Annotated in this window: 16 protein-coding genes; 9 read left to right on the forward strand and 7 right to left on the reverse strand. The window is 71.1% G+C overall.

Translation table 11 applies throughout. The features are described 5' to 3' along the window. Nucleotides 1–41: 41 nt before the first annotated feature. The 3 genes from ACH4G3_RS27500 to ybaK are packed head-to-tail and all read left to right on the forward strand — an operon-like array spanning nt 42 to nt 2,340. Nucleotides 42–1,073, forward strand: coding sequence for a hypothetical protein (locus ACH4G3_RS27500; RefSeq protein ID WP_397627243.1), 1,032 nt, complete (start codon nt 42–44; stop codon nt 1,071–1,073). Between the two features lie 11 nt (nt 1,074–1,084). Next, complete coding sequence (locus ACH4G3_RS27505) at nt 1,085–1,825, forward strand: LON peptidase substrate-binding domain-containing protein (protein WP_397627025.1); 741 nt, start codon at nt 1,085–1,087, stop codon at nt 1,823–1,825. 11 nt (nt 1,826–1,836) lie between these two features. Beyond that, nucleotides 1,837–2,340 (forward strand): Cys-tRNA(Pro) deacylase, encoded by a 504-nt coding sequence (gene ybaK / locus ACH4G3_RS27510; protein ID WP_397627026.1) that lies wholly within the window; start codon nt 1,837–1,839, stop codon nt 2,338–2,340. A 50-nt stretch (nt 2,341–2,390) separates the two neighbouring features. On the opposite strand, the gene ACH4G3_RS27515 is transcribed toward ybaK, so the two are convergent. The 4 genes from ACH4G3_RS27515 to ACH4G3_RS27530 all read right to left on the reverse strand — a co-directional run bounded on the left by ACH4G3_RS27515 (nt 2,391) and on the right by ACH4G3_RS27530 (nt 6,395). Continuing rightward, a complete protein-coding gene (locus ACH4G3_RS27515) occupies nt 2,391–3,104 on the reverse strand; it encodes an AAA family ATPase (RefSeq protein WP_397627027.1) in 714 nt (237 codons plus the stop codon). 56 nt (nt 3,105–3,160) lie between these two features. Then, entirely contained in the window at nt 3,161–3,982 is an 822-nt protein-coding gene (locus tag ACH4G3_RS27520; RefSeq protein ID WP_397627028.1) for an ABC transporter permease, read from the reverse strand. A 106-nt stretch (nt 3,983–4,088) separates the two neighbouring features. Continuing rightward, nucleotides 4,089–5,063 carry an ABC transporter ATP-binding protein gene (locus ACH4G3_RS27525; protein WP_397627029.1) on the reverse strand — a complete coding sequence of 325 codons (975 nt, stop codon included), beginning with the start codon at nt 5,061–5,063 and terminating at the stop codon, nt 4,089–4,091. Between the two features lie 123 nt (nt 5,064–5,186). Then, entirely contained in the window at nt 5,187–6,395 is a 1,209-nt protein-coding gene (locus ACH4G3_RS27530) for an NYN domain-containing protein (RefSeq protein WP_397627030.1), read from the reverse strand. A 222-nt stretch (nt 6,396–6,617) separates the two neighbouring features. Between ACH4G3_RS27530 and ACH4G3_RS27535 the strand changes: the two genes are divergently transcribed. Then, on the forward strand, nt 6,618–6,782 hold the full coding sequence (locus ACH4G3_RS27535) for a hypothetical protein (protein WP_020277572.1): 165 nt from the start codon (nt 6,618–6,620) through the stop codon (nt 6,780–6,782). A gap of 107 nt (nt 6,783–6,889) precedes the next feature. On the opposite strand, the gene dnaE is transcribed toward ACH4G3_RS27535, so the two are convergent. After that, nucleotides 6,890–10,429: a DNA polymerase III subunit alpha gene (gene dnaE / locus ACH4G3_RS27540; protein ID WP_397627031.1), complete on the reverse strand. Its 3,540-nt coding sequence runs from the start codon at nt 10,427–10,429 to the stop codon at nt 6,890–6,892. Between the two features lie 216 nt (nt 10,430–10,645). On the opposite strand from dnaE, the gene ACH4G3_RS27545 reads away from it, so the two are divergent. From ACH4G3_RS27545 to ACH4G3_RS27560, 4 genes are all read left to right on the forward strand, one after another. Then, on the forward strand, nt 10,646–11,995 hold the full coding sequence (locus ACH4G3_RS27545; RefSeq protein WP_397627032.1) for a DUF2252 domain-containing protein: 1,350 nt from the start codon (nt 10,646–10,648) through the stop codon (nt 11,993–11,995). Nucleotides 11,996–12,009: 14 nt separating this feature from the next. Then, nucleotides 12,010–12,705: a hypothetical protein gene (locus ACH4G3_RS27550; protein ID WP_397620046.1), complete on the forward strand. Its 696-nt coding sequence runs from the start codon at nt 12,010–12,012 to the stop codon at nt 12,703–12,705. Nucleotides 12,706–12,783: 78 nt separating this feature from the next. Continuing rightward, nucleotides 12,784–13,602 carry a DsbA family protein gene (locus ACH4G3_RS27555; RefSeq protein ID WP_354738869.1) on the forward strand — a complete coding sequence of 273 codons (819 nt, stop codon included), beginning with the start codon at nt 12,784–12,786 and terminating at the stop codon, nt 13,600–13,602. Nucleotides 13,603–13,694: 92 nt separating this feature from the next. Further along, nucleotides 13,695–15,365 carry an alkaline phosphatase D family protein gene (locus ACH4G3_RS27560; RefSeq protein WP_397627033.1) on the forward strand — a complete coding sequence of 557 codons (1,671 nt, stop codon included), beginning with the start codon at nt 13,695–13,697 and terminating at the stop codon, nt 15,363–15,365. Between the two features lie 18 nt (nt 15,366–15,383). On the opposite strand, the gene ACH4G3_RS27565 is transcribed toward ACH4G3_RS27560, so the two are convergent. Then, complete coding sequence (locus ACH4G3_RS27565) at nt 15,384–15,953, reverse strand: dienelactone hydrolase family protein (protein ID WP_397627034.1); 570 nt, start codon at nt 15,951–15,953, stop codon at nt 15,384–15,386. Between the two features lie 107 nt (nt 15,954–16,060). On the opposite strand from ACH4G3_RS27565, the gene ACH4G3_RS27570 reads away from it, so the two are divergent. Further along, entirely contained in the window at nt 16,061–17,185 is a 1,125-nt protein-coding gene (locus ACH4G3_RS27570) for a mechanosensitive ion channel family protein (RefSeq protein WP_397627035.1), read from the forward strand. Between the two features lie 39 nt (nt 17,186–17,224). Here ACH4G3_RS27570 and ACH4G3_RS27575 read toward each other — a convergent pair whose 3' ends face one another. Beyond that, a complete protein-coding gene (locus ACH4G3_RS27575; RefSeq protein ID WP_397627036.1) occupies nt 17,225–18,811 on the reverse strand; it encodes a Na+/H+ antiporter in 1,587 nt (528 codons plus the stop codon). Nucleotides 18,812–18,848 lie beyond the last annotated feature (37 nt).

Raw genomic sequence — 18,848 nt, forward strand, 5'->3', positions numbered from 1 at the left:
TCACCGAACGATCTGGCGCCGCCGTGACCAGCCGACTTTCAATGGTCGGCACCATGGCCATGCAGCTGCCGTTCATCCGCCCGAGCCGGATGACAAGGACCGCTTCCCACCTCGTCAGCGGGCCGCGCGCCGACGACGAGGTGCTGCTCGACGCGCCCGACGCCCGGCTCAGTCCGGCGCTGGTCGCGGCCGCCCGCGGCGACCACGGACCGGCTTCCGGGCTGCTCCGCGCAACCCGGGCGGCGGCCGAGTGGGAGCGGCGCGACCGGTACGTGACCCGGCTGGCCGCCTTCGCCCGCTCGCGCCCCGACTGGCTGGACGCCTGGCTCGCCATCGCCCCGCACGACCCGGACGCACTGCTGCTCCGGGCCCAGCTGGCGGTGGACCGCGCCTGGCAGTCACCGGCCCGGGCCGAGATGCTGCGCGAGGTCAGCCCGCTGATCACGGCCGCCGCCCGGGCCGACCACGCCGACCCGGTGCCCTGGCGGCTCGCGCTGGACCACGCGCGCGGCGCCCAGGCCGGACACAGCTACTTCGAGCAACTGTGGGCGGCGGCCGTCCGCCGCGCCCCGCACCACTACGGCTGCCACGAGTCGGCCCTGCGCTATCTGGCCGCGTCCTGGCACGGTTCGCACCAGGAGTGCTTCGACTTCGCCGACCGGGCCGCACAGGACGCGCCCGCCGACGCGCTCGTCCAGGCGCTCCCGCTGCGGGCGGCCTTCGGCTATCTCACCGACGGCTGCGGGCCCGTGCTGCCCCGGGAGCGGCTGGACGCCGCCGCCGACCGGGCGATCGCGCTGTCCCCGCGCCTGCCGGCGGCCGACCCCTGGCCGGCCCGGATGCGGAACCTGCTCGTCTTCGTCCTGGTGTGCCTGGAGCGCTGGCCGGACGCCCGGGAACAGCTGCGCCTGAACGGCCCGTACGCCACCTCGTTCCCCTGGGACCAGGTGTCGGACGACCCGCTCGGCCACTTCCTGCGGGTAGGCGACGACATCCGGTCCGCAGCAGCCGGCCGGCCGCCCGGGCATCCACGGAGTGAACGGGGCGGACGAGTCCGGTCCGGCGACCATTAGGCTTTTGCGTCGTGACCACCGTCCGGCTCCCCCTCTTCCCCCTGAACTCGGTGCTGTTCCCGGGGCTCGTGCTCCCGCTCAACGTCTTCGAGGAGCGGTATCGCGCCATGATGCGCGAACTGCTGAAGACGCCGGAGGACGAGCCGCGCCGGTTCGCCGTCGTGGCGATCCGCGACGGCCACGAGGTGGCCCCGAGCGCGCCCGGCATGCCCGACCCCACGTCCCTGCCCGAGCGGGGGCCCGCCGCCGGCTTCGGCACGGACCCGGCCAAGGCGTTCCACAAGGTCGGCTGCATCGCGGACGCGGCGACGATCCGGGAGCGGACCGACGGCTCGTTCGAGGTGCTGGCGACCGGCACGACCCGGGTGCGGCTGCTGTCGGTCGAGGAGTCGGGCCCCTTCCTGACGGCCGAGCTGGAGACCCTGGCGGAGGAACCCGGCGACGAGGCGGCGCCGTTGGCCGAAGGGGTTCTGCGGTCCTTCCGCCAGTACCAGAAGCGGCTGGCGGGCGCGCGGGAACGGTCCCTGACGACCGGCTCCGACCTGCCGGACGAGCCCGGCGTGGTGTCGTATCTGGTGGCCGCGGCGATGATGCTGGACACCCCCACCAAGCAACGCCTGCTCCAGGCCCCCGACACGGCTTCCCGCCTGCGGGACGAGCTGAAACTCCTTCGCTCCGAGACGGCCATCATCCGTAATCTGCCGTCGTTGCCGGCGTCGGACCTGACGCGCGGCCCGACGAGTCTCAACTGAAGCGGACGTCAATGGCGAAGAAGTCGAAGAAGCAGCACCAGCCGGGCGGCACCCCCGCGACGGTCGCCCTCACGGCGGCGGGCGTGGAGTTCACGGTTCACTCCTACGACCACGACCCCGCCCACCCCTCCTACGGCGAGGAGGCGGCCGAGGCGATGGGCGTCTCCCCGGACCGCGTCTTCAAGACCCTGGTGGCGGACATCGACGGCGCGCTGACGGTCGCGGTGGTCCCGGTGGCGGGCCAACTCGACCTGAAGGCCCTGGCAGCGGCGGTCGGCGGCAAACGCGCGACCATGGCCGACCCGGCCCTGGCGGAACGCACGACGGGCTACGTCCGGGGCGGCATCTCCCCCCTGGGCCAGCGCAAGAAGCTCCCTACGGTGCTGGACGCGTCGGCATCCGCGCACCGGACCATCTGCGTCTCGGCGGGCAGGAGGGGCCTGGAGGTGGAACTGTCCCCGGAGGACTTGGCGAAGCTGACGGAGGCGGTACTGGCTCCGATCGGACGCCCTTAGCCGCTCAGCCGCGGGCCTTCGTGCCCCCCAAGCAGCACCGACGCCGAGCACTACGCACCCGGCGGTGCCTGATACGGCCCGTCGGGAAACTCCGGCTCCGGATCCCGAGGCCCGAACAACGCCGTCAGTCCGAGATGCAACACCAGCGCGGCAAGCGGCCAGGCCAGCAACGCCCCCTTCGCGCCCAGCTTCAGCGGCGCGGAGAACGTCACCCCCCGCCCCACGTCCCGCGCATGCGCAACCACATCCTCGGCAGGCCCGAGCCAGACCCCGATCCGCCAGGCCAGCAACGACCCGAGCAGCCCTCCGACGGCCAGCCCCACCACCAGCGGCACACCCCCACGCCGCCGCAGCAGAAACACGACCAGGGCACTGACGGCCCCGAAGGCCAGCCCGAGCAACGCGAACGTGCCGTCGACCCCGACGGCCTGCTCCCCCTCGGTGTCCTTGAGGAAGACGATCCATTTGCCCTCGACCACGTCACCGACCAGCGGCACGTGCGGCGCGAGCCACCACCACAGCACACCCAGCAGCACCCCGCCGAGCGCTACCGCCACGGCGACGAGTCCGGCCTCCCGCACTTCCGTCTTCATGCCGGGCCCGTCCTGCCCGTACCAGCCGTGCCCGGAGTACGCGGCGTACTCGGCGTGCTGAGACCCGGGAGCCTGCGATCCGTGCGCCTCGGACCCGGTGCCCGGCGGCGGCCACGCATCCTGTGCGGAACGTTCATGCGGCGGCGGTGGCGGATTCAGTGGTGCGGTCACCCTGCCATCGTGCCAGGCCCGCCTGTGCCCCGCGTCACCGGACGATCCCTCCCCGCTCACCGGACGGCCGCCCGGCGGTACGCCCAGGTCGCCACGGCCAGCGAGACGACACCCACGAACCCGCACACGGCGAGGTCACCGAGCACGAAGGCCCAGTCGGGATGCGGCCCGAACGTCCGCGCGAAGGCCTCGACGCCGTACGTCGACGGCAGCAGGTCCCGCGTGAAACGCACGGCCTCCGGCATCCGCTCGGCCGGCAGCACACCCAGCAGCAGCGCCGCCGACATGCCCAGCTGCCCGAGCAGCGTGGCCAGTTCCGGCCGGGGTGCGAGCAGCCCGAGCGCCGCCCCCAGCCCGGCGAGCGCGGCGCCCGCCAGCGGGATCACGGCCACCAGGATCCACAGATGGGCCAGCGGCAGCCCGAACAGCACACAGCCGAACACCGCCGTCACGAGGGTCCCCGGCACGGTGAACGACGCGTACGCGCCCGCCGCACCCAGCACCACCGCCGCCGGCGGCACCGGCAGCGTCGCGTAGTGGTCGAGCCCGCCGCTGGCCCGCAGCTGCCCGAAGTACTGCGCGAGCAGGTTCAGCGCGACGAAGGCCACCACCAGCACGGACGACCCGGCGACGACGGCCTGCGCCTCCGACCCGTCGTCCACGACCCCGCGCATCAGGATCATGATCCCGACCGACTGGAACGTCGCCACGAACAGCAGCGGGATCCGCGCGACCCGCGCCCGGGACAGCTGCGCCCGGTACACGGCCGCCAGCGACGGCCACAGCCGCGCCCGGGGCCCGAGCTCGGCCGCGCACGCGGCGGGCTCGTCCACGGGCAGCGCACTGCCCGGCAGGACATCGGCGGGTACGACACTCACGTCGCGCTGCTCCCCTTCGTCGGGTCCACTGCGGCAGTCGCCCTGTTCGGTACGTATGTGTTCGGTACGTATGCGGCGGCCCGTGTACTCAAGGCCTCGTTGCTCCTCACGCCTTCACCAGCCCCTGCTGCACGGCACCGCCCAGGGCCAGGTACACGTCCTCCAGACTCGGCGTGGCCAGCGTGAAGTCGTCCAGGGCTGCGAAGGCGGCCCCTCCGGTGACGGTGGCGACGACCGCCCGGGCCTCGTCGGGTCCGAGCCGGAGCGTCCACAGGCGTCCCGACTCCACGGCGCGGTCCCGCAGCGCGGCCACCTCGGGGACGTGCAGCGGCGCCGCGTCCCGCCACACCAGGTCGACCCGCACCTCGCCGGCGACCTGCTCCTTGAGCCCGGCCGGGGTGTCGCAGGCGATCACCCGCCCCCGGTCGAGGACGGCCACCCGGTCCAGCACGGTCTCGGCCTCGATGACGTTGTGGGTGACGAGCAGCACGGTCGTCCCGCGCTCGGCCCGCCGCCGGTCGACGGCGGACCACACGGCCCGCCGCGCCACCGGGTCCATGCCGGTGGTCGGCTCGTCGAGCACGAGCAGCGGCCGCTCCCCCACCAGCGCCGCGGCGAAGCACGCCAGGCGCCGCTGGCCCCCGGAGAGCTTCTTCAGCGGCCGCCCGGCGAGCGGCGCGAGCCCCAGCTCGTCGAGTACGTCGTCCCGCTCGGCCCGCGCCCGCCGTACGTCCAGACCGCGCAGCCGCCCGGTGGTCTCGGCGGCGAGCGACACGGTCAGCTCGTCGAGGGCGGTGGACTCCTGGCCGAGGTAGGCGAGGATCCGCGCGGCCCGCTCCGGGTGGCGCACGATGTCGTGCCCGAGGATGTCCACGCCGCCGCGGTCGGGCCGCATCAGCCCGGTGAGCTGCCGTACGAGGGTGGACTTGCCGGCGCCGTTCGGCCCGAGCAGGCCGAAGATCTCGCCGCGCCGGATGTCGAGGGTCACGTCGTCCGTGGCGCGGACCTCGGGCGTTCCGGGCGCGCCGCGCCGGCCGCGTACGGCCGGATAGGTCTTGGTCAGCCCGCGCACCGCGCACACGACGTCACCATCGTGCCGAAATGCCTGTGCCGCGCGCTTACTCACAAGCAACGAGACTACGGGGTCGGCTGCCCCGGTCCGCTCTCGGGTCGGTCCACAACGGGAAATCCGTCAGCAAAGTTCTCATTCGCCGACGGGCGCGTGCTCCACTCCCGTGCGCACGCCGATCTCCTTCCAGAAGCCGGCCCGGATGGCGTACCGGTCCCGCTCGTCGATCTGGTCGTCCTTGTGGGCGAGCAGGCCGAAGCGGGCCGCGTAGCGCAGCAGCTCCCCGTCGACGCGGTGCGGGATGCGCGGGTACATCCCGGACAGTTTCTGGAGGTGGCTCTGGTCGCCGAGGCGCTCGACCCAGCGCCGGGCGAAGACCTGCCCCACCTCGTAGGGGTCGCCGCCGACGGTGGTGATGTCCTCCTCGCGGTCGGCCCACCGCTGCTCCGCCGTGGTCAGCTGGGCGAGCGTCGGCATCGAGGCGGCCTCGGGGGGCTCGGCCGTGGGCCGGTCGACCCAGCCCTTGTCGGAGGACCAGCGGAGGGTGGCGGCGGGCTGCTGGGCGGACTGGGGGCCGGGGGCGCGCAGGGCGGCCAGGTCTTTGGGTGTGGGGACGCCTTTGGGGGCGGGTGCCCGTTCCTCCGCGCCGTTCTGCCCGGGGTCGGCCGCGGGGTGCTGTGGCTGCGGTGCGGGGCGCTCGGCCGCGGCGGCGAGCGCGGACTCGGGCAGCGGGGCCGAGAGGATCGCGGCGATCTCGGGCCGGGTCGGGGGCTGCGGGGCGCAGACGCCGGTGTGCTCCTTGGCGCGGACGGCCTTGGTGATCCAGGTCCGGTCCAGGACGCGCCGCTCGTCGGCCTCGGCGACCAGGTCCTCGGACTGGTTGTAGTCGCCGTCGGCGGCCTGCACGGCCCACAGGTGGACGGCGACGCCGTGCTCCTTGGCGGCCATCATGCCGGGCAGCAGGTCGCCGTCGCCGGTGACGAGGACGACGTCGGAGCAGGCGCGGTTGCGGGCCAGCTCGGTGAGCTCGGCGTGCATCGCGGCGTCCACGCCCTTCTGTGCCCAGCGGCCGTCGCTGCGGGTCAGCGCGCCCAGCCGGACGGTGACCCGGGGCATCACGCGCAGCCTGCGGTGCTCGGGCTGCGGGACGCGGTCGGGGGCGCCGTCGAACCAGTAGATCCGCAGCAGCGGCTGCTGCGTGTCCGACTCGGCGCGCTCGCGCAGCCCCTGGATGAGGGCGGTGTGGTCGACGGTGATCCGGGATCGTGAGGGCTCCCCGGCGAGGAGACTCGCCGCCGCCCCCAGCAGATACCCCGCGTCCACCAGGACGATGCAGCGGTCCACACGACTCACCCTCTTCCCGGGAGGTTTGCTTCGGGCTTGCTTCGAGTCTGCCCGACGGCGCGGAGGTTAACGGCCGGAACTCGATCTTCGGCGTGGCGTTTCGCTCCGGTCTGCTCCGACTACCCCTGTCACGCAGGGTAATTGTCCGACATGCGATCGTTGTCGGCCTGTGTGAATCTGGTCCCGGCCCTGGCCCCTAGATCCCCCACAGGAGGCATCACCATGGCCAAGAACAAGAACCGTGACCGTAAGCAGCAGCGTCCGACCGAGCGCGGACAGCGCGCGGACCGCAGCCCCGCGGCCGAGGCGGAGCCCCAGCCCGAGGTCGAGCTGACCCCCGGTGACGTGGCGTCCCGCAAGCGGAAGCGCAGCTTCGGCCACAACTGACATCTGTGTGACGGGTTGTTGGGACCCACGCACATGCGCGAGGGGCGTACCAGGTACCGGGTACGCCCCTCACGCGCCTCAAGCGCCGTCCGCGGACACCCCCTGGGTCATCCCGCCAGGCAGGACGGACCGAGGAGCACCTTCAGGTCACCGAAGAGCGCCGGATCCGGCTTCACCCGGTGCCGGTCCAGCCGCAGCACGGTCGTCTTGGTCGGCCCCTGGAGCCTGATGCGGACCTCACTGTCGCCCTTGTGGTGGCTGAGCACCTCGCCGAGGCGGCTGACCAGCGGCGGAGTGACGCGCGTGGCCGGGATGGTGAGCACGACGGGCGCGTTGGTGCCGGCGTTGGACAGGTCGGGGACCTGCAGCTCCATCGCGACCAGCCGCGGCACGTCCTCGCGCTTGTCGAGGCGGCCCTTGACGAACACCACGGCGTCCTCGACGAGTTGGGTCGAGACGAGCTGGTACGTCGCCGGGAAGAACATGCACTCGATCGAGCCCGCGAGGTCCTCGACGGTGGCGATGGCCCATGCGTTGCCCTGCTTGGTCATCTTGCGCTGCAGGCCGGAGATGATGCCGCCGATGGTGACGACCGCGCCGTCGGAGTGCTCACCGCCGGTCAGCTGGGAGATTCCCGCGTCGGCCTTGTCGGACAGGATGTGCTCCAGGCCGAACAGCGGGTGGTCGGAGACGTACAGACCGAGCATCTCCCGCTCCTGGGCGAGCAGATAGGTCTTGTCCCACTCCTCGGTGGTGAACTCCACGTCGAGCCCGAAGCCCGGCTCGCTGCTCTCGGCCTCGCCCATGCCGCCGAAGAGGTCGAACTGCCCCTCGGCCTCCTTGCGCTTGACCGCGACCACGTTGTCGATCATCGGCTCGTACTGCGCGGTCAGCCCCTTGCGGGTGTGGCCCATCGCGTCGAAGGCGCCGGCCTTGATCAGGGACTCGGTGGTGCGCTTGTTGCAGACCACCGCCTCCACCTTGTCGAGGTAGTCCGGGAAGGAGACGTACTTCCCCTTGGCCTTGCGGCACCTGATGATCGACTCGACGACGTTCGTACCGACGTTGCGGACGGCGGAGAGGCCGAAGAGGATCACGTCGTCGCCCTGGGCCGCGAAGTTGGACATCGACTCGTTGACGTCCGGCGGGAGCACCTTGATGCCCATGCGGCGGCACTCGTTGAGGTAGACGGCCGACTTGTCCTTGTCGTCCTTCACGGACGTGAGGAGCGCGGCCATGTACTCGGCGGGGTGGTTCGCCTTGAGGTACGCCGTCCAGTACGAGACCAGTCCGTACGCGGCGGAGTGCGCCTTGTTGAACGCGTAGCCGGCGAAGGGCACCAGCACGTCCCAGAGCGCCTGGATCGCCTCGTCGCTGTAGCCCTTCTTGCGGGCGCCCTCCTGGAACAGCACGAAGTTCTTCGCCAGTTCCTCGGGCTTCTTCTTGCCCATCACGCGGCGGAGGATGTCGGCCTCGCCGAGCGAGTAGCCGGCGATGATCTGGGCGGCCTTCTGCACCTGCTCCTGGTAGACGATCAGGCCGTAGGTGACGTCCAGGACCTCCTTGAGCGGCTCCTCCAGCTCGGGGTGGATCGGCGTGATCTCCTGCTGCCCGTTCTTGCGCAGCGCGTAGTTCGTGTGGGAGTTCATGCCCATCGGGCCCGGGCGGTACAGGGCCGACACGGCGGAGATGTCTTCGAAGTTGTCCGGCTTCATCAGCCGGAGCAGGGAGCGCATGGGTCCGCCGTCGAACTGGAAGACGCCGAGGGTGTCGCCGCGCTGGAGCAGTTCGAAGGTCGTGGGATCGTCGAGCGGGAGGCTCAGGAGATCGATGTCGATCCCCTTGTTGGACTTCACCATCTTGACGGCGTCGTCCATGATCGTCAGGTTGCGCAGACCGAGGAAGTCCATCTTCAGCAGGCCGAGCGACTCACAGCTCGGGTAGTCCCACTGCGTGATGGTCACGCCGTCGGTGTGCCTGACCCAGACCGGGACGTGGTCGGTGATGGTCTCGCTGGACATGATCACGCCGGCGGCGTGCACACCCATCTGCCGGACCAGGCCCTCGACGCCCTTGGCGGTGTCGATGACCTTCTTCACGTCCGGCTCGTTCTCATACATCGCCCGGATCTCGCCCGCCTCCGAGTAGCGGGGGTGCTCGGGGTTGGTGATGCCGTCGAGGTTGATGCCCTTGCCGAGGACGTCGGCGGGCATCGCCTTGGTGAGGCGGTCGCCCATCGCGTACGGGTAGCCCAGCACGCGCGCGGAGTCCTTGATCGCGTTCTTGGCCTTGATGGTGCCGTACGTGCCGATCATGGCGACCTTGTCGGCGCCGTACTTCTCCGTCACGTACCGGATCACCTCGACGCGCCGGCGCTCGTCGAAGTCGATGTCGACATCGGGCATGGAGATGCGCTCGGGGTTGAGGAACCGCTCGAAGATCAGGCCGTGCGGGATGGGGTCGAGGTCGGTGATGCCGAGGGCGTAGGCGACGATCGAGCCGGCCGCGGATCCCCGGCCCGGGCCGACCGCGATGCCCTGCTTCTTGGCCCACATGATGAAGTCGGCGACCACGAGGAAGTAGCCCGGGAAGCCCATCGAGATGATGGTGTCCATCTCGTACTCGACCTGCTTCATGCGGTCGTCCGGGATGCCGTCCGGGAAGCGGCGGTGCATGCCGCGCAGGGTCTCCTCGCGGAACCAGCTGACCTCCGTGTACCCCTCGGGGATGTCGAACTTGGGCATCAGGTCGCGCTTTTCGAACATGCCCGTGGTGTCGACCATCTCGGCGATCAGCCGGGTGTTGGCGCAGCCCTCCTGCCAGGCGTCCGAGGAGTCGATGGCGTACATCTCGTCCGTCGACTTCAGGTAGTAGCCGGTGCCGTCGAACCTGAAGCGGTCGGGGTCGGAGAGGTTCTTGCCCGTCTGGATGCACAGCAGGGCGTCGTGGGCGCTCGCCTCGTGCGAGTAGGTGTAGTGGGAGTCGTTCGTGACCAGCGGGGGGATGCCGAGCTTCTTGGCGATCTCCAGCAGGCCGTCGCGGACCCGGTGCTCGATCTCGATGCCGTGGTCCATCAGCTCCAGGAAGTAGCGGTCCTTGCCGAAGATGTCCTGGTAGTCGGCGGCGGCCTTGAGGGCCTCGTCGAAGTGGCCGAGGCGCAGCCGGGTCTGGACCTCGCCCGAGGGGCAGCCGGTGGAGGCGACGATGCCCTCGGACCACTTGGCGATGGTCTCCTTGTCCATCCGGGGCCACTTCTGGAGCCAGCCCTCGGCGTAGGCGTCCGAGGAGAGCCGGAACAGGTTGTGCAGGCCGGTCCTGTTCACCGCCCACATCGTCTTGTGGGTGTAACCACCGGAACCGGAGACGTCGTCCCGCTTCTGGTGCGGCTGGCCCCACTGGATCTTGCGCTTGTTGCGACGCGACTCGGGCGCGACATACGCCTCGATGCCGATGATCGGGGTGACCCCGGCCTTCTGCGCGGAGTGGAAGAAGTCGTACGCCCCGTGGAGGTTGCCGTGGTCGGACATGGCGATGTGCGTCATGCCCATCTCGTTGCACGCGTTGAACATGTCCTTCAGCCGCGCGGCACCGTCCAGCAGCGAGTACTGGGTGTGGACGTGCAGGTGCGTGAACGGCGGCTTTGACACGGCTGCGGCCTCCAGAGAAAACATGTGTGGAATGGGGCCCGACAGGCTGCGGACAGTCTGGGGGACAGCGTCGAAGTCTATGCCTCGACACTGACACTCGGAGGCCTGACCCGCGTACCTTCGTGCGGGGGTCGCGGGCACTCCCGCGGACCGCCGCACGTTAGCCGGAGGGCGGACCTGCCGCCCCGAGACGTATGCACCAGGAGGCACCCAGCGATGTCGTTCCCGCAGCTCGACGACGAGCACCGCGGTGAGGAAATTCTCGCCGTCTTCGACACCGCCTTCGGCGAGCTCCTGGCCGCCGACCCGGCCGCGTTCCGCGTGAAGTTCCGGAAGATGGCGGCCTCGGCCTTCGCGTTCTACCGGGGCACGGCGTGCCTCTTTTACCACGATCTCGACCAGGAGAACGCCGGGCGGGGTGGCGGGAAAGTCCTCAGCGGGCCGTTCCTGGACGAGCGCACGTCGCGCGTGTGGATCCACGGCGACCTGCACGCGGAGAACTTCGGCACGTACATGGACGCCAACGGCCGCCTGATCTTCAACGTCAACGACTTCGACGAGGCCTACGTCGGCCCGTTCACCTGGGACCTGAAGCGCTTCGCCGCCTCCATCGCCCTCATCGGGTACGCGAAGGCGCTCAGCGACGAGCAGATCTCCGAGCTGGTGACGATCTACGCGGTCGCGTACCGCGAGCGGATCCACGCCCTGGCCACCGGCGCCAAGAGCGACGAGGTGCCGCCGTTCACGCTGGACACCGCGCAGGGCCCGCTGCTGGACGCGCTGCGCGACGCCCGGTCGCTGACCCGCTTCGGCCTGTTGGAGTCGATGACCGAGATCCGCGACTTCGAGCGCCGCTTCGCGGCCGGGGGCGGTTCCGTCGAACTGGACGCGGCCACGCGCTACAAGGTCCTCGCCGCCTTCGACGGCTACCTGGAGACGCTCCCGGACAGCTCGCTGGCCCGCCCGGACTCCTACCGGGTGAAGGACGTCGTCGGCCGCCGCGGCATCGGCATCGGCTCGGCGGGGCTGCCGTCGTACAACATCCTGCTGGAGGGCCACAGCGACGCCCTGGAGAACGATGTGGTGATCTACATCAAGCAGGCCCAGACCCCGGCCGTCTCCCGGCACGTCACGGACCCGGCGATCCGCGACTACTTCCAGCACGAGGGGCACCGCACGGTCATCTCCCAGCGCGCCCTCCAGGCGCACGCCGACCCGTGGCTGGGCTGGACGGAGCTGGACGGCGCGGGCCAGCTGGTCGCCGAGGTCTCGCCGTACGCGGTGGATCTCGACTGGGGCGACATCGACGACGCGGAGGAGATCGCCCAGGTGGTGGCCGACCTCGGCCGGGCCACGGCCACGATGCACTCGGCGGCGGACGACCAGTCCGGTGAGTCCCTGGTGCCCTTCTCCACGGAGCGGGCGATCGACGCGGCGATCGCGGCCGACGAGGAGGGCTTCGCACCGCTGCTGATCGACTTCGCGCACGGCTACGGCGCACGCGCGCGTGCCGACCACCAGACCTTCGTGGACCTGTTCCGCAACGGCCGGATCCCGGGTCTGTAAGGTCTCCTTTCGCTATGGACATATCCGGGATCCAGCTCAGAGCCGTACGCGCGGCGCTGTTCACGGCCGTGGTCGTGACGCTCAGCACCGCGTCGCATGTGCTGCTGTCCCGGGTCCCGCTCCCGCTGGGCACGGTGGCCGCGGTCGCCGCCACCGTGTTCGTGATCGCTTACGCCCTGGCGGGCCGCGAGCGCTCCTTCGGGCGGATCGCGGCCCTGCTCATCCCGCTGGAGCTGGCCGCCGACACGGTGTTCACCACGGGGCAGCACGCCTGTTACGGCCGCTCGGGCGGCCCGGTCGCCGGCCCGCTGCGGTCGGTCGGCCTGGACGTGCTGTGCGGAGGCGGCGAGATCGGCACACCGCTGGCCCGGATGGCCGGGGCCACCGGCACCGACCGGCTCGCGGCCGCGGTCGCGCACGCCGACCCGGCCACCGCCTGGCTGCTGCTGGGCGCGCACGTCGGCGTGGGACTGGCCGCCGCCGTCTGGCTGCGCCGGGGTGAGCGGGCCCTGGCCCAGCTGCTGCGGGCCGTGGGGGCGACCACGTTCCGGCCGCTGCTGCTGGCGGTCGCCGCGGTGACTGTGACGCGGGCCCCGGCCGGGCGCCGGCTGCCGTCGCGGGCCGCCGACCGCACGCCCACCGCCCGCGAGCGGATCCTCGCCCACTGTCTGGGACGGCGTGGACCGCCGTGCTCGCCCGCCTTCGCGTGAGGCACCTTTCGAGCACCGGCAGTCCCCCTTTCGAATTCCGCACACGACGTGTGCGCGTCCCCGACGGAGAACATCACCATGAGCAAGCGGAACACCCAGGCGGCGAAGACGGCGGCCCGTGAGCGGCTGCGCATCGAGCGCGAGCGCGAGGCCAAGCGGGCGAAGGCGAAGCGGCAGATCATCGTCGCCGCCTCCATCGTCGGCGTCCTCGCGATAGCCGGCGGCATCGGCTACGCGGTCGTCCAGGCCAACAAGCCCAGCCACTGGGAGGCCCAGAAGGACGCCAAGGTCGTCGCCCCGGCCAACACCACGGGCGCCAAGGGCACCACGGTCGTCATCGGCAAGGACTCGGCCAAGAAGACCCTGAAGGTCTACGAGGACCCGCGCTGCCCCGTGTGCGCCCAGTTCGAGCAGACCGTCGGTCCGACCGTGAAGAAGGACATCGACGACGGCAAGTTCAAGATGCAGTTCATCGGCGCCACCTTCATCGACAACAAGGACAACGGCGAGGGCTCCAAGAACGCGCTGAGCGCCCTGGGCGCCGCGCTGAACGTCAGCCCCGAGGCGTTCCTCGACTACAAGGCCGCGCTGTACTCGGCGAAGTACCACCCGGAGGAGACGACCGACAAGTTCAAGGACGACAGCTACCTCATCAAGGTCGCGAACACCGTCCCGGACCTGAAGGGCAACAAGAAGTTCCAGGACGCGGTCGAGAAGGGCACCTACGACGCCTGGGCGATGGCCATGTCGAAGACCTTCGACGACAACAAGGACGGCGTCACGGGCACGCCGGGCTTCGTCATGGACGGCAAGCAGCTCACCGCCGACAGCCAGGGCACGCCGCTGATGACGGTGGCCGACTTCAACAGGGTGGTGGGCGAGGCCCTCAAGAAGTGACGGCGGGTCGGGGACCGGCCACCACGTGAAGAGCGGGCGAACTTCGGGAGTTCGCCCGCTCTCGCGCGTACCGATCAGTAACCTGATCGTCCGTGACCAGTCGATACAGATCATCGAAGCCGTCTGAGGACCTCAACTCCCTCACCCCGCGCCGCCGTACGGTCGTCAAGGCCGCGGCGGCGACCGCTGTCCTGGCCGGACCGCTGGCAGCGACCCTGCCCGCGCGCGCCGTCGACCAGGCTCCCGCCTTCCTGCACGGCGTCGCCTCCGGGGACCCCCTGCCGGACGGCGTCCTGCTGTGGACCCGCGTGACTCCCGTCCCGGAGGCCATACCCGGCTCAGGACTCGGCCCGGACACCGAGGTGAGCTGGGTCGTCGCCAGGGACCGGGCGTTCACCACCGTCGTCGCCAAGGGCTCCACCACCGCGACGGCCGCGTCCGACCACACCGTGAAGGCCGACATCCGCGGCCTGGAACCGGGCACGGACTACTGGTTCCGCTTCTCCGCCGGCGGCACCGACTCCCCCGCCGCCCGCACCCGCACCGCCCCCGCGCACGACGCGGCCGTCACGGGCCTCCGCTTCGGCGTGGTCTCCTGCGCCAACTGGGAGGCCGGCTACTTCTCCCCGTACCGCCACCTCGCGGCCCGCGGCGACCTGGACGCCTGGCTGCACCTCGGCGACTACATCTACGAGTACGGCACCGGCGAGTACGGCACGCGCGGCACGGTCGTCCGCCCGCACGCCCCGGCCCACGAGATCGTCACCCTCGCCGACTACCGCGTCCGGCACGCGCGCTACAAGACCGACCCGGACCTCCAGGCGCTGCACGCGGCCGCCCCGGTCGTGGCGATCTGGGACGACCACGAGTTCGCCAACGACGCCTGGTCGGGCGGCGCCGAGAACCACACGGAGGGCGCCGAGGGCGCCTGGTCCGCCCGCCAGGCCGCCGCCAAGCAGGCCTACTTCGAGTGGATGCCGGTGCGCCCGGCGATCGCCGGCACCACCTACCGTCGGCTGCGCTTCGGCAAGCTGGCCGACCTCTCGCTGCTGGACCTGCGCTCCTTCCGCTCACAGCAGGTCAAGGTCGGCAACGGCGAGGTCGACGACCCGGACCGCACGCTCACCGGCCGCGCCCAGCTCGACTGGCTGAAGGCGGGCCTGAAGGCGTCCGACACCACCTGGCGGCTGGTCGGCAACTCGGTGATGGTCTCGCCGTTCGCCATCGGCTCGCTCTCCGCCGATCTGCTGAAGCCGCTGGCCAAGCTGCTGGGCCTGCCGCAGGAGGGCCTCGCCCTCAACACCGACCAGTGGGACGGCTACACCGACGACCGCCGCGAACTCCTGGCCCATCTGCGCGCGAACGCGATCCGCAACACGGTCTTCCTCACCGGCGACATCCACATGGCCTGGGCCAACGACGTGCCGGTGGACGCCGGTACGTACCCGCTGTCCCCGTCGGCGGCCACGGAGTTCGTCGTCACCTCGGTCACCTCCGACAACCTCGACGACATGGTCAAGGTCCCGCAGGGCACGGTCTCCGCGGTCGCCGCACCCGTGATCCGCGCCGCCAACCGGCACGTCCACTGGGTCGACACCGACCGCCACGGCTTCGGCGTCCTGGACATCACCGCCGAGCGCGCGCAGATGGACTACTACGTCATCTCGGACCGTGCCGAGCCCGACGCGACCGCCACGTGGTCCCGCTCGTACCGCACGCGCAGCGGCACGCAGAAGATCGAGCGCGTCTACGACGCCGTGTGAGCCCCTGACAACCGTCGGCTACAGGCTGTCGAGGAAGCCGAGCGCCACCCGCCAGGTGGCCTCGGCGGCCTCCTCGTCGTAGTCCGGCAGGTCGGGGTCGGTGTAGAGGTGACCCGCCCCCGCGTACCGGTACACCTCGACGTCGGCGCCGGTGCGGCCCATCTGGAGGTACCAGGCGCTGAGCCAGTCGTCCGTCTCGAACGGGTCGGGCTCGGCCACGTGCAGCTGGACCGGCAGCTCGTCCGCCGTGACGCCCGGCGCGATGTCCGACGTGCCGTGCAGGAGCAGCAGACCGCGCGCCTTGTCGTCGCCGAGGGCGAGGGTCTGGGCGATGGAGGCGCCGAGCGAGAACCCGGCGTACACCAGCCCGCGCTCGGAGTAGGGCGCGGCGGCCAGCACGGCCCGCTTCAGCAGCTCGTCCTTGCCGATCTTCTCCTTGTGCTCCATGCCCTCCTCGACCGAGTCGAACGTGCGTCCCTCGAAGAGGTCGGGTGTCCACACCTCGTGTCCGGCCGCGCGCAGCCGGTCGGCGGCCTGGAGCACCGCGGGCCGCAGCCCAGGGGTCGAGTGAAAGAGCATGATGTTCATGAGCCCATGGTGCCAGCCGGGTGTGACGGGCCGGGATCGCGGCACTACCCAGGACGCCGCCGAAGTCACATGTTCATGTGCCCCGCGAGCCGGTTAGGTTCGGGGGCATGGAAAACCTGCTGCGACCGCTGATCGTGGTCGGTGGCTCGGTCGTGCTCACGCTGGTGATCGGCTGGGCCACCGACTTCCTGCTGCGCAAGGCCGACGACCGGCACCACGAGACCCCGCTGTGGGGGCTGCTCCGCCGCGGCCGCATCCCCTACCAGCTCGTGCTCCTCGCGGCCCTGCTGAGAGGGTTCTACGACGAGGCACAACTGCTGCAGAGCCGCGACCAGGCAGTCGGCCAGACACTGACCCTGGTGCTGATCGGGTCGACCGCCTGGCTGGTGATCCGTATCGCGGCGGCGATCGTCGAGACGTCGTACAGCCGCTACGCCAATGCCCGTGCCCACCGCGACCCGGCCAGGGTCCGCCGGGTGCGCACCCAGGTGACGCTGATCATGCGGGTGGTGTCGGCGATCGTCGGCGTGGTGGCCGCGGCGAGCATGCTGCTGACGTTCCCGGCGTTCCGCGCCGCGGGTGCCTCGCTGCTGGCCTCGGCCGGCATCCTCGGCATCGTCGCCGGTGTCGCCGCGCAGTCCACGCTGAGCAACATGTTCGCGGGGTTCCAGATCGCCTTCGGCGACATGGTGCGCATCGGGGACACCGTCGTCGTGGACGGCGAGTGGGGCACGGTCGAGGAGATCACGCTGACGTTCCTGACCGTGCGTACCTGGGACGAGCGGCGGATCACCATGCCGGTGTCGTACTTCACGTCCAAGCCGTTCGAGAACTGGTCGCGCGGCACGCCGCAGATGACCGGCACCGTCTTCTGGCACGTCGACCACACGGCCCCCGTGGACGCGATGCGCGAGAAGCTCCGCGACATCCTGCGCGAGTGCCCGGCCTGGGACGGCCGCGCCTACGACCTCTCCGTCACCGACACCACGCCGAACACCATGCAGGTGCGCGCCCTGGTGACCGCCAAGGACGCGGACGACATCTGGACGGTGCGGGTGTCGGTCCGCGAGCAGATGCTCCGCTGGCTGGCCGAAGAGCACCCCTACGCGCTGCCCCGGGTCAACACGGCGGACGCGGCCCAGGCCCCGAACCGCAACGGCCACCGCCCCTCCCAGGACGGCGTCCCGCACCAGCAGCGCCGCTACCACGGCTCTACGAGGCCGGAGCGCTGACGAGAGGCGAGCAGCCAGGGGCGGGCCCGCGGACCGAACTCACCGCATGGACCGCACATCGAGATGCCGCAGCACCCGGTCCACCACCTCCGGGTCCGCCCCCGGCTCACTCCGCGCCGCCAGCACCTCGTGCCGCGCGGCGCTCAGCATCTCCTGCTGGATCCGCCGCACCCGCTTCAGCCGCCGGGCCCGCTCCCGATAGGCCTCCCGCCGCTCGTCCTCGGCCACCGCGGGACTGATCCGTACCGCGATGTCGAACGCCCGCCGCAGCATCTGCTCGGACAACTCCTCCGGCAGCTCCTCGACTTCCTCGATCTCCCGGAGCCTGCGCTTGGCCGCCTGGGACGCCCGGATCGCCAGCGCCTTCGCGAACTCCTTCTCGACATCCGTGTCGGCCCGCACCCCCAGCCGCCGCACCAGCCACGGCAGGGTCAGCCCCTGCACCACCAGCGTGACCACGATCACCCCGAACGCGATGAAGATGATCTCGTCCCGGCTGGGGAACGGCGCCCCCGCGTCGGTCTCCAGCGGAATGGCCAGCACCAGCGCCACCGAGGCCACCCCGCGCATCCCCGACCACCACATCACCACGGTCTCGCGCCAGCTCACCGGGATGTCCTCGTCGTAGTCCCGCCGCGCGTGCAGCCGCTTCGTCAGCCAGGTCGCCGGCAGCAGCCACAACAGCCGTACGAACACGACCACGCAGACGACCACCGCCGCCCACCCGAGCAACTCGCCCCACCGGCCGGACGCCGTGCGGATCGCGTTGTGCAGCTCCAGCCCGACCAGCCCGAACGCGACGCCGGTGACGAGCGTGTCGACGATGTTCCAGAACGTGTGCCCGGCCAGCCGCGTCATGACGTCGTCGGCGTCGGACCCGTACTCCGCGAGGAACAGCGCGGTGGTGAGCACGGCGAGCACCCCGGACCCGTGCATCTCCTCGGCCAGGACGTACGAGGCGTACGGCACCAGCAGGGTCAGCCCGATCTGGAGGGTCGCGTCCCCGAGCAGTTCCATCAGCTTGTTCGCGCCCCAGCCCAGCGCCAGGCCCACGGCCACGGCCACCACGGCCGACAGCACGAGGTCCAGCCCGGCCTTCCAGGGCGAGAACGTCCCGCTGACGGCGGCGGCGATCGCCACGTGGTAGAGGACGATGGCCGTCACGTCGTTGAACAGCCCCTCGCCCTCCAGGATGGACACCAGTCGGCGCGGCAGCCCCAGTTGCCCGGCGACGGCCGTCGCCGCGACCGGGTCCGGCGGCGCGACCAGCGCGCCGAGCGCGAACGCCGCGGCCAGCGGCAGCCCCGGCACGATCGCGTTGGCCGCGGCGGCCACACAGGCCATGGTGACGAACACCAGCGCCACGGCCAGCAGGAAGATCGGCCTCTTGTTCGCCGCGAACTGCCGCCAGGACGTGCGCCGCACCGCGGCGTACAGCAGCGGCGGCAACAGCAGCGGCAGGATCAGGTCCGGCGGGATCTCTACGTTGGGCACGAAGTCGAGCAGCGCGAGGACTATGCCCAGCAGCGTCATCAGCACCGGCGCGGGCACGCTGAACCGGTCCCCGACCGGGACGCTGATCACGGCCCCGAGCAGCAGCACGAACAGCAGGGCCAACTGATCCACGGTCAGCGCTCCGGAAGGTCAAACGTTCACACGACTG

It is taken from the genome of Streptomyces afghaniensis (assembly GCF_044327915.1).
Lineage (GTDB): Bacteria > Actinomycetota > Actinomycetes > Streptomycetales > Streptomycetaceae > Streptomyces > Streptomyces afghaniensis.

What these genes read in the sequence shown, in the direction of transcription:
- ACH4G3_RS27545 (WP_397627032.1), top strand. Translation starts at nt 10,646, where the DNA reads ATGTCGTTCCCGCAGCTCGACGACGAGCACCGCGGTGAGGAAATTCTC.
- ybaK (WP_397627026.1), top strand. Translation starts at nt 1,837, where the DNA reads ATGGCGAAGAAGTCGAAGAAGCAGCACCAGCCGGGCGGCACCCCCGCG.
- ACH4G3_RS27535 (WP_020277572.1), top strand. Translation starts at nt 6,618, where the DNA reads ATGGCCAAGAACAAGAACCGTGACCGTAAGCAGCAGCGTCCGACCGAG.
- ACH4G3_RS27555 (WP_354738869.1), top strand. Translation starts at nt 12,784, where the DNA reads ATGAGCAAGCGGAACACCCAGGCGGCGAAGACGGCGGCCCGTGAGCGG.
- ACH4G3_RS27500 (WP_397627243.1), top strand. Translation starts at nt 42, where the DNA reads ATGGTCGGCACCATGGCCATGCAGCTGCCGTTCATCCGCCCGAGCCGG.
- ACH4G3_RS27570 (WP_397627035.1), top strand. Translation starts at nt 16,061, where the DNA reads ATGGAAAACCTGCTGCGACCGCTGATCGTGGTCGGTGGCTCGGTCGTG.
- ACH4G3_RS27550 (WP_397620046.1), top strand. Translation starts at nt 12,010, where the DNA reads ATGGACATATCCGGGATCCAGCTCAGAGCCGTACGCGCGGCGCTGTTC.
- ACH4G3_RS27565 (WP_397627034.1), bottom strand. Translation starts at nt 15,953, where the DNA reads ATGAACATCATGCTCTTTCACTCGACCCCTGGGCTGCGGCCCGCGGTG.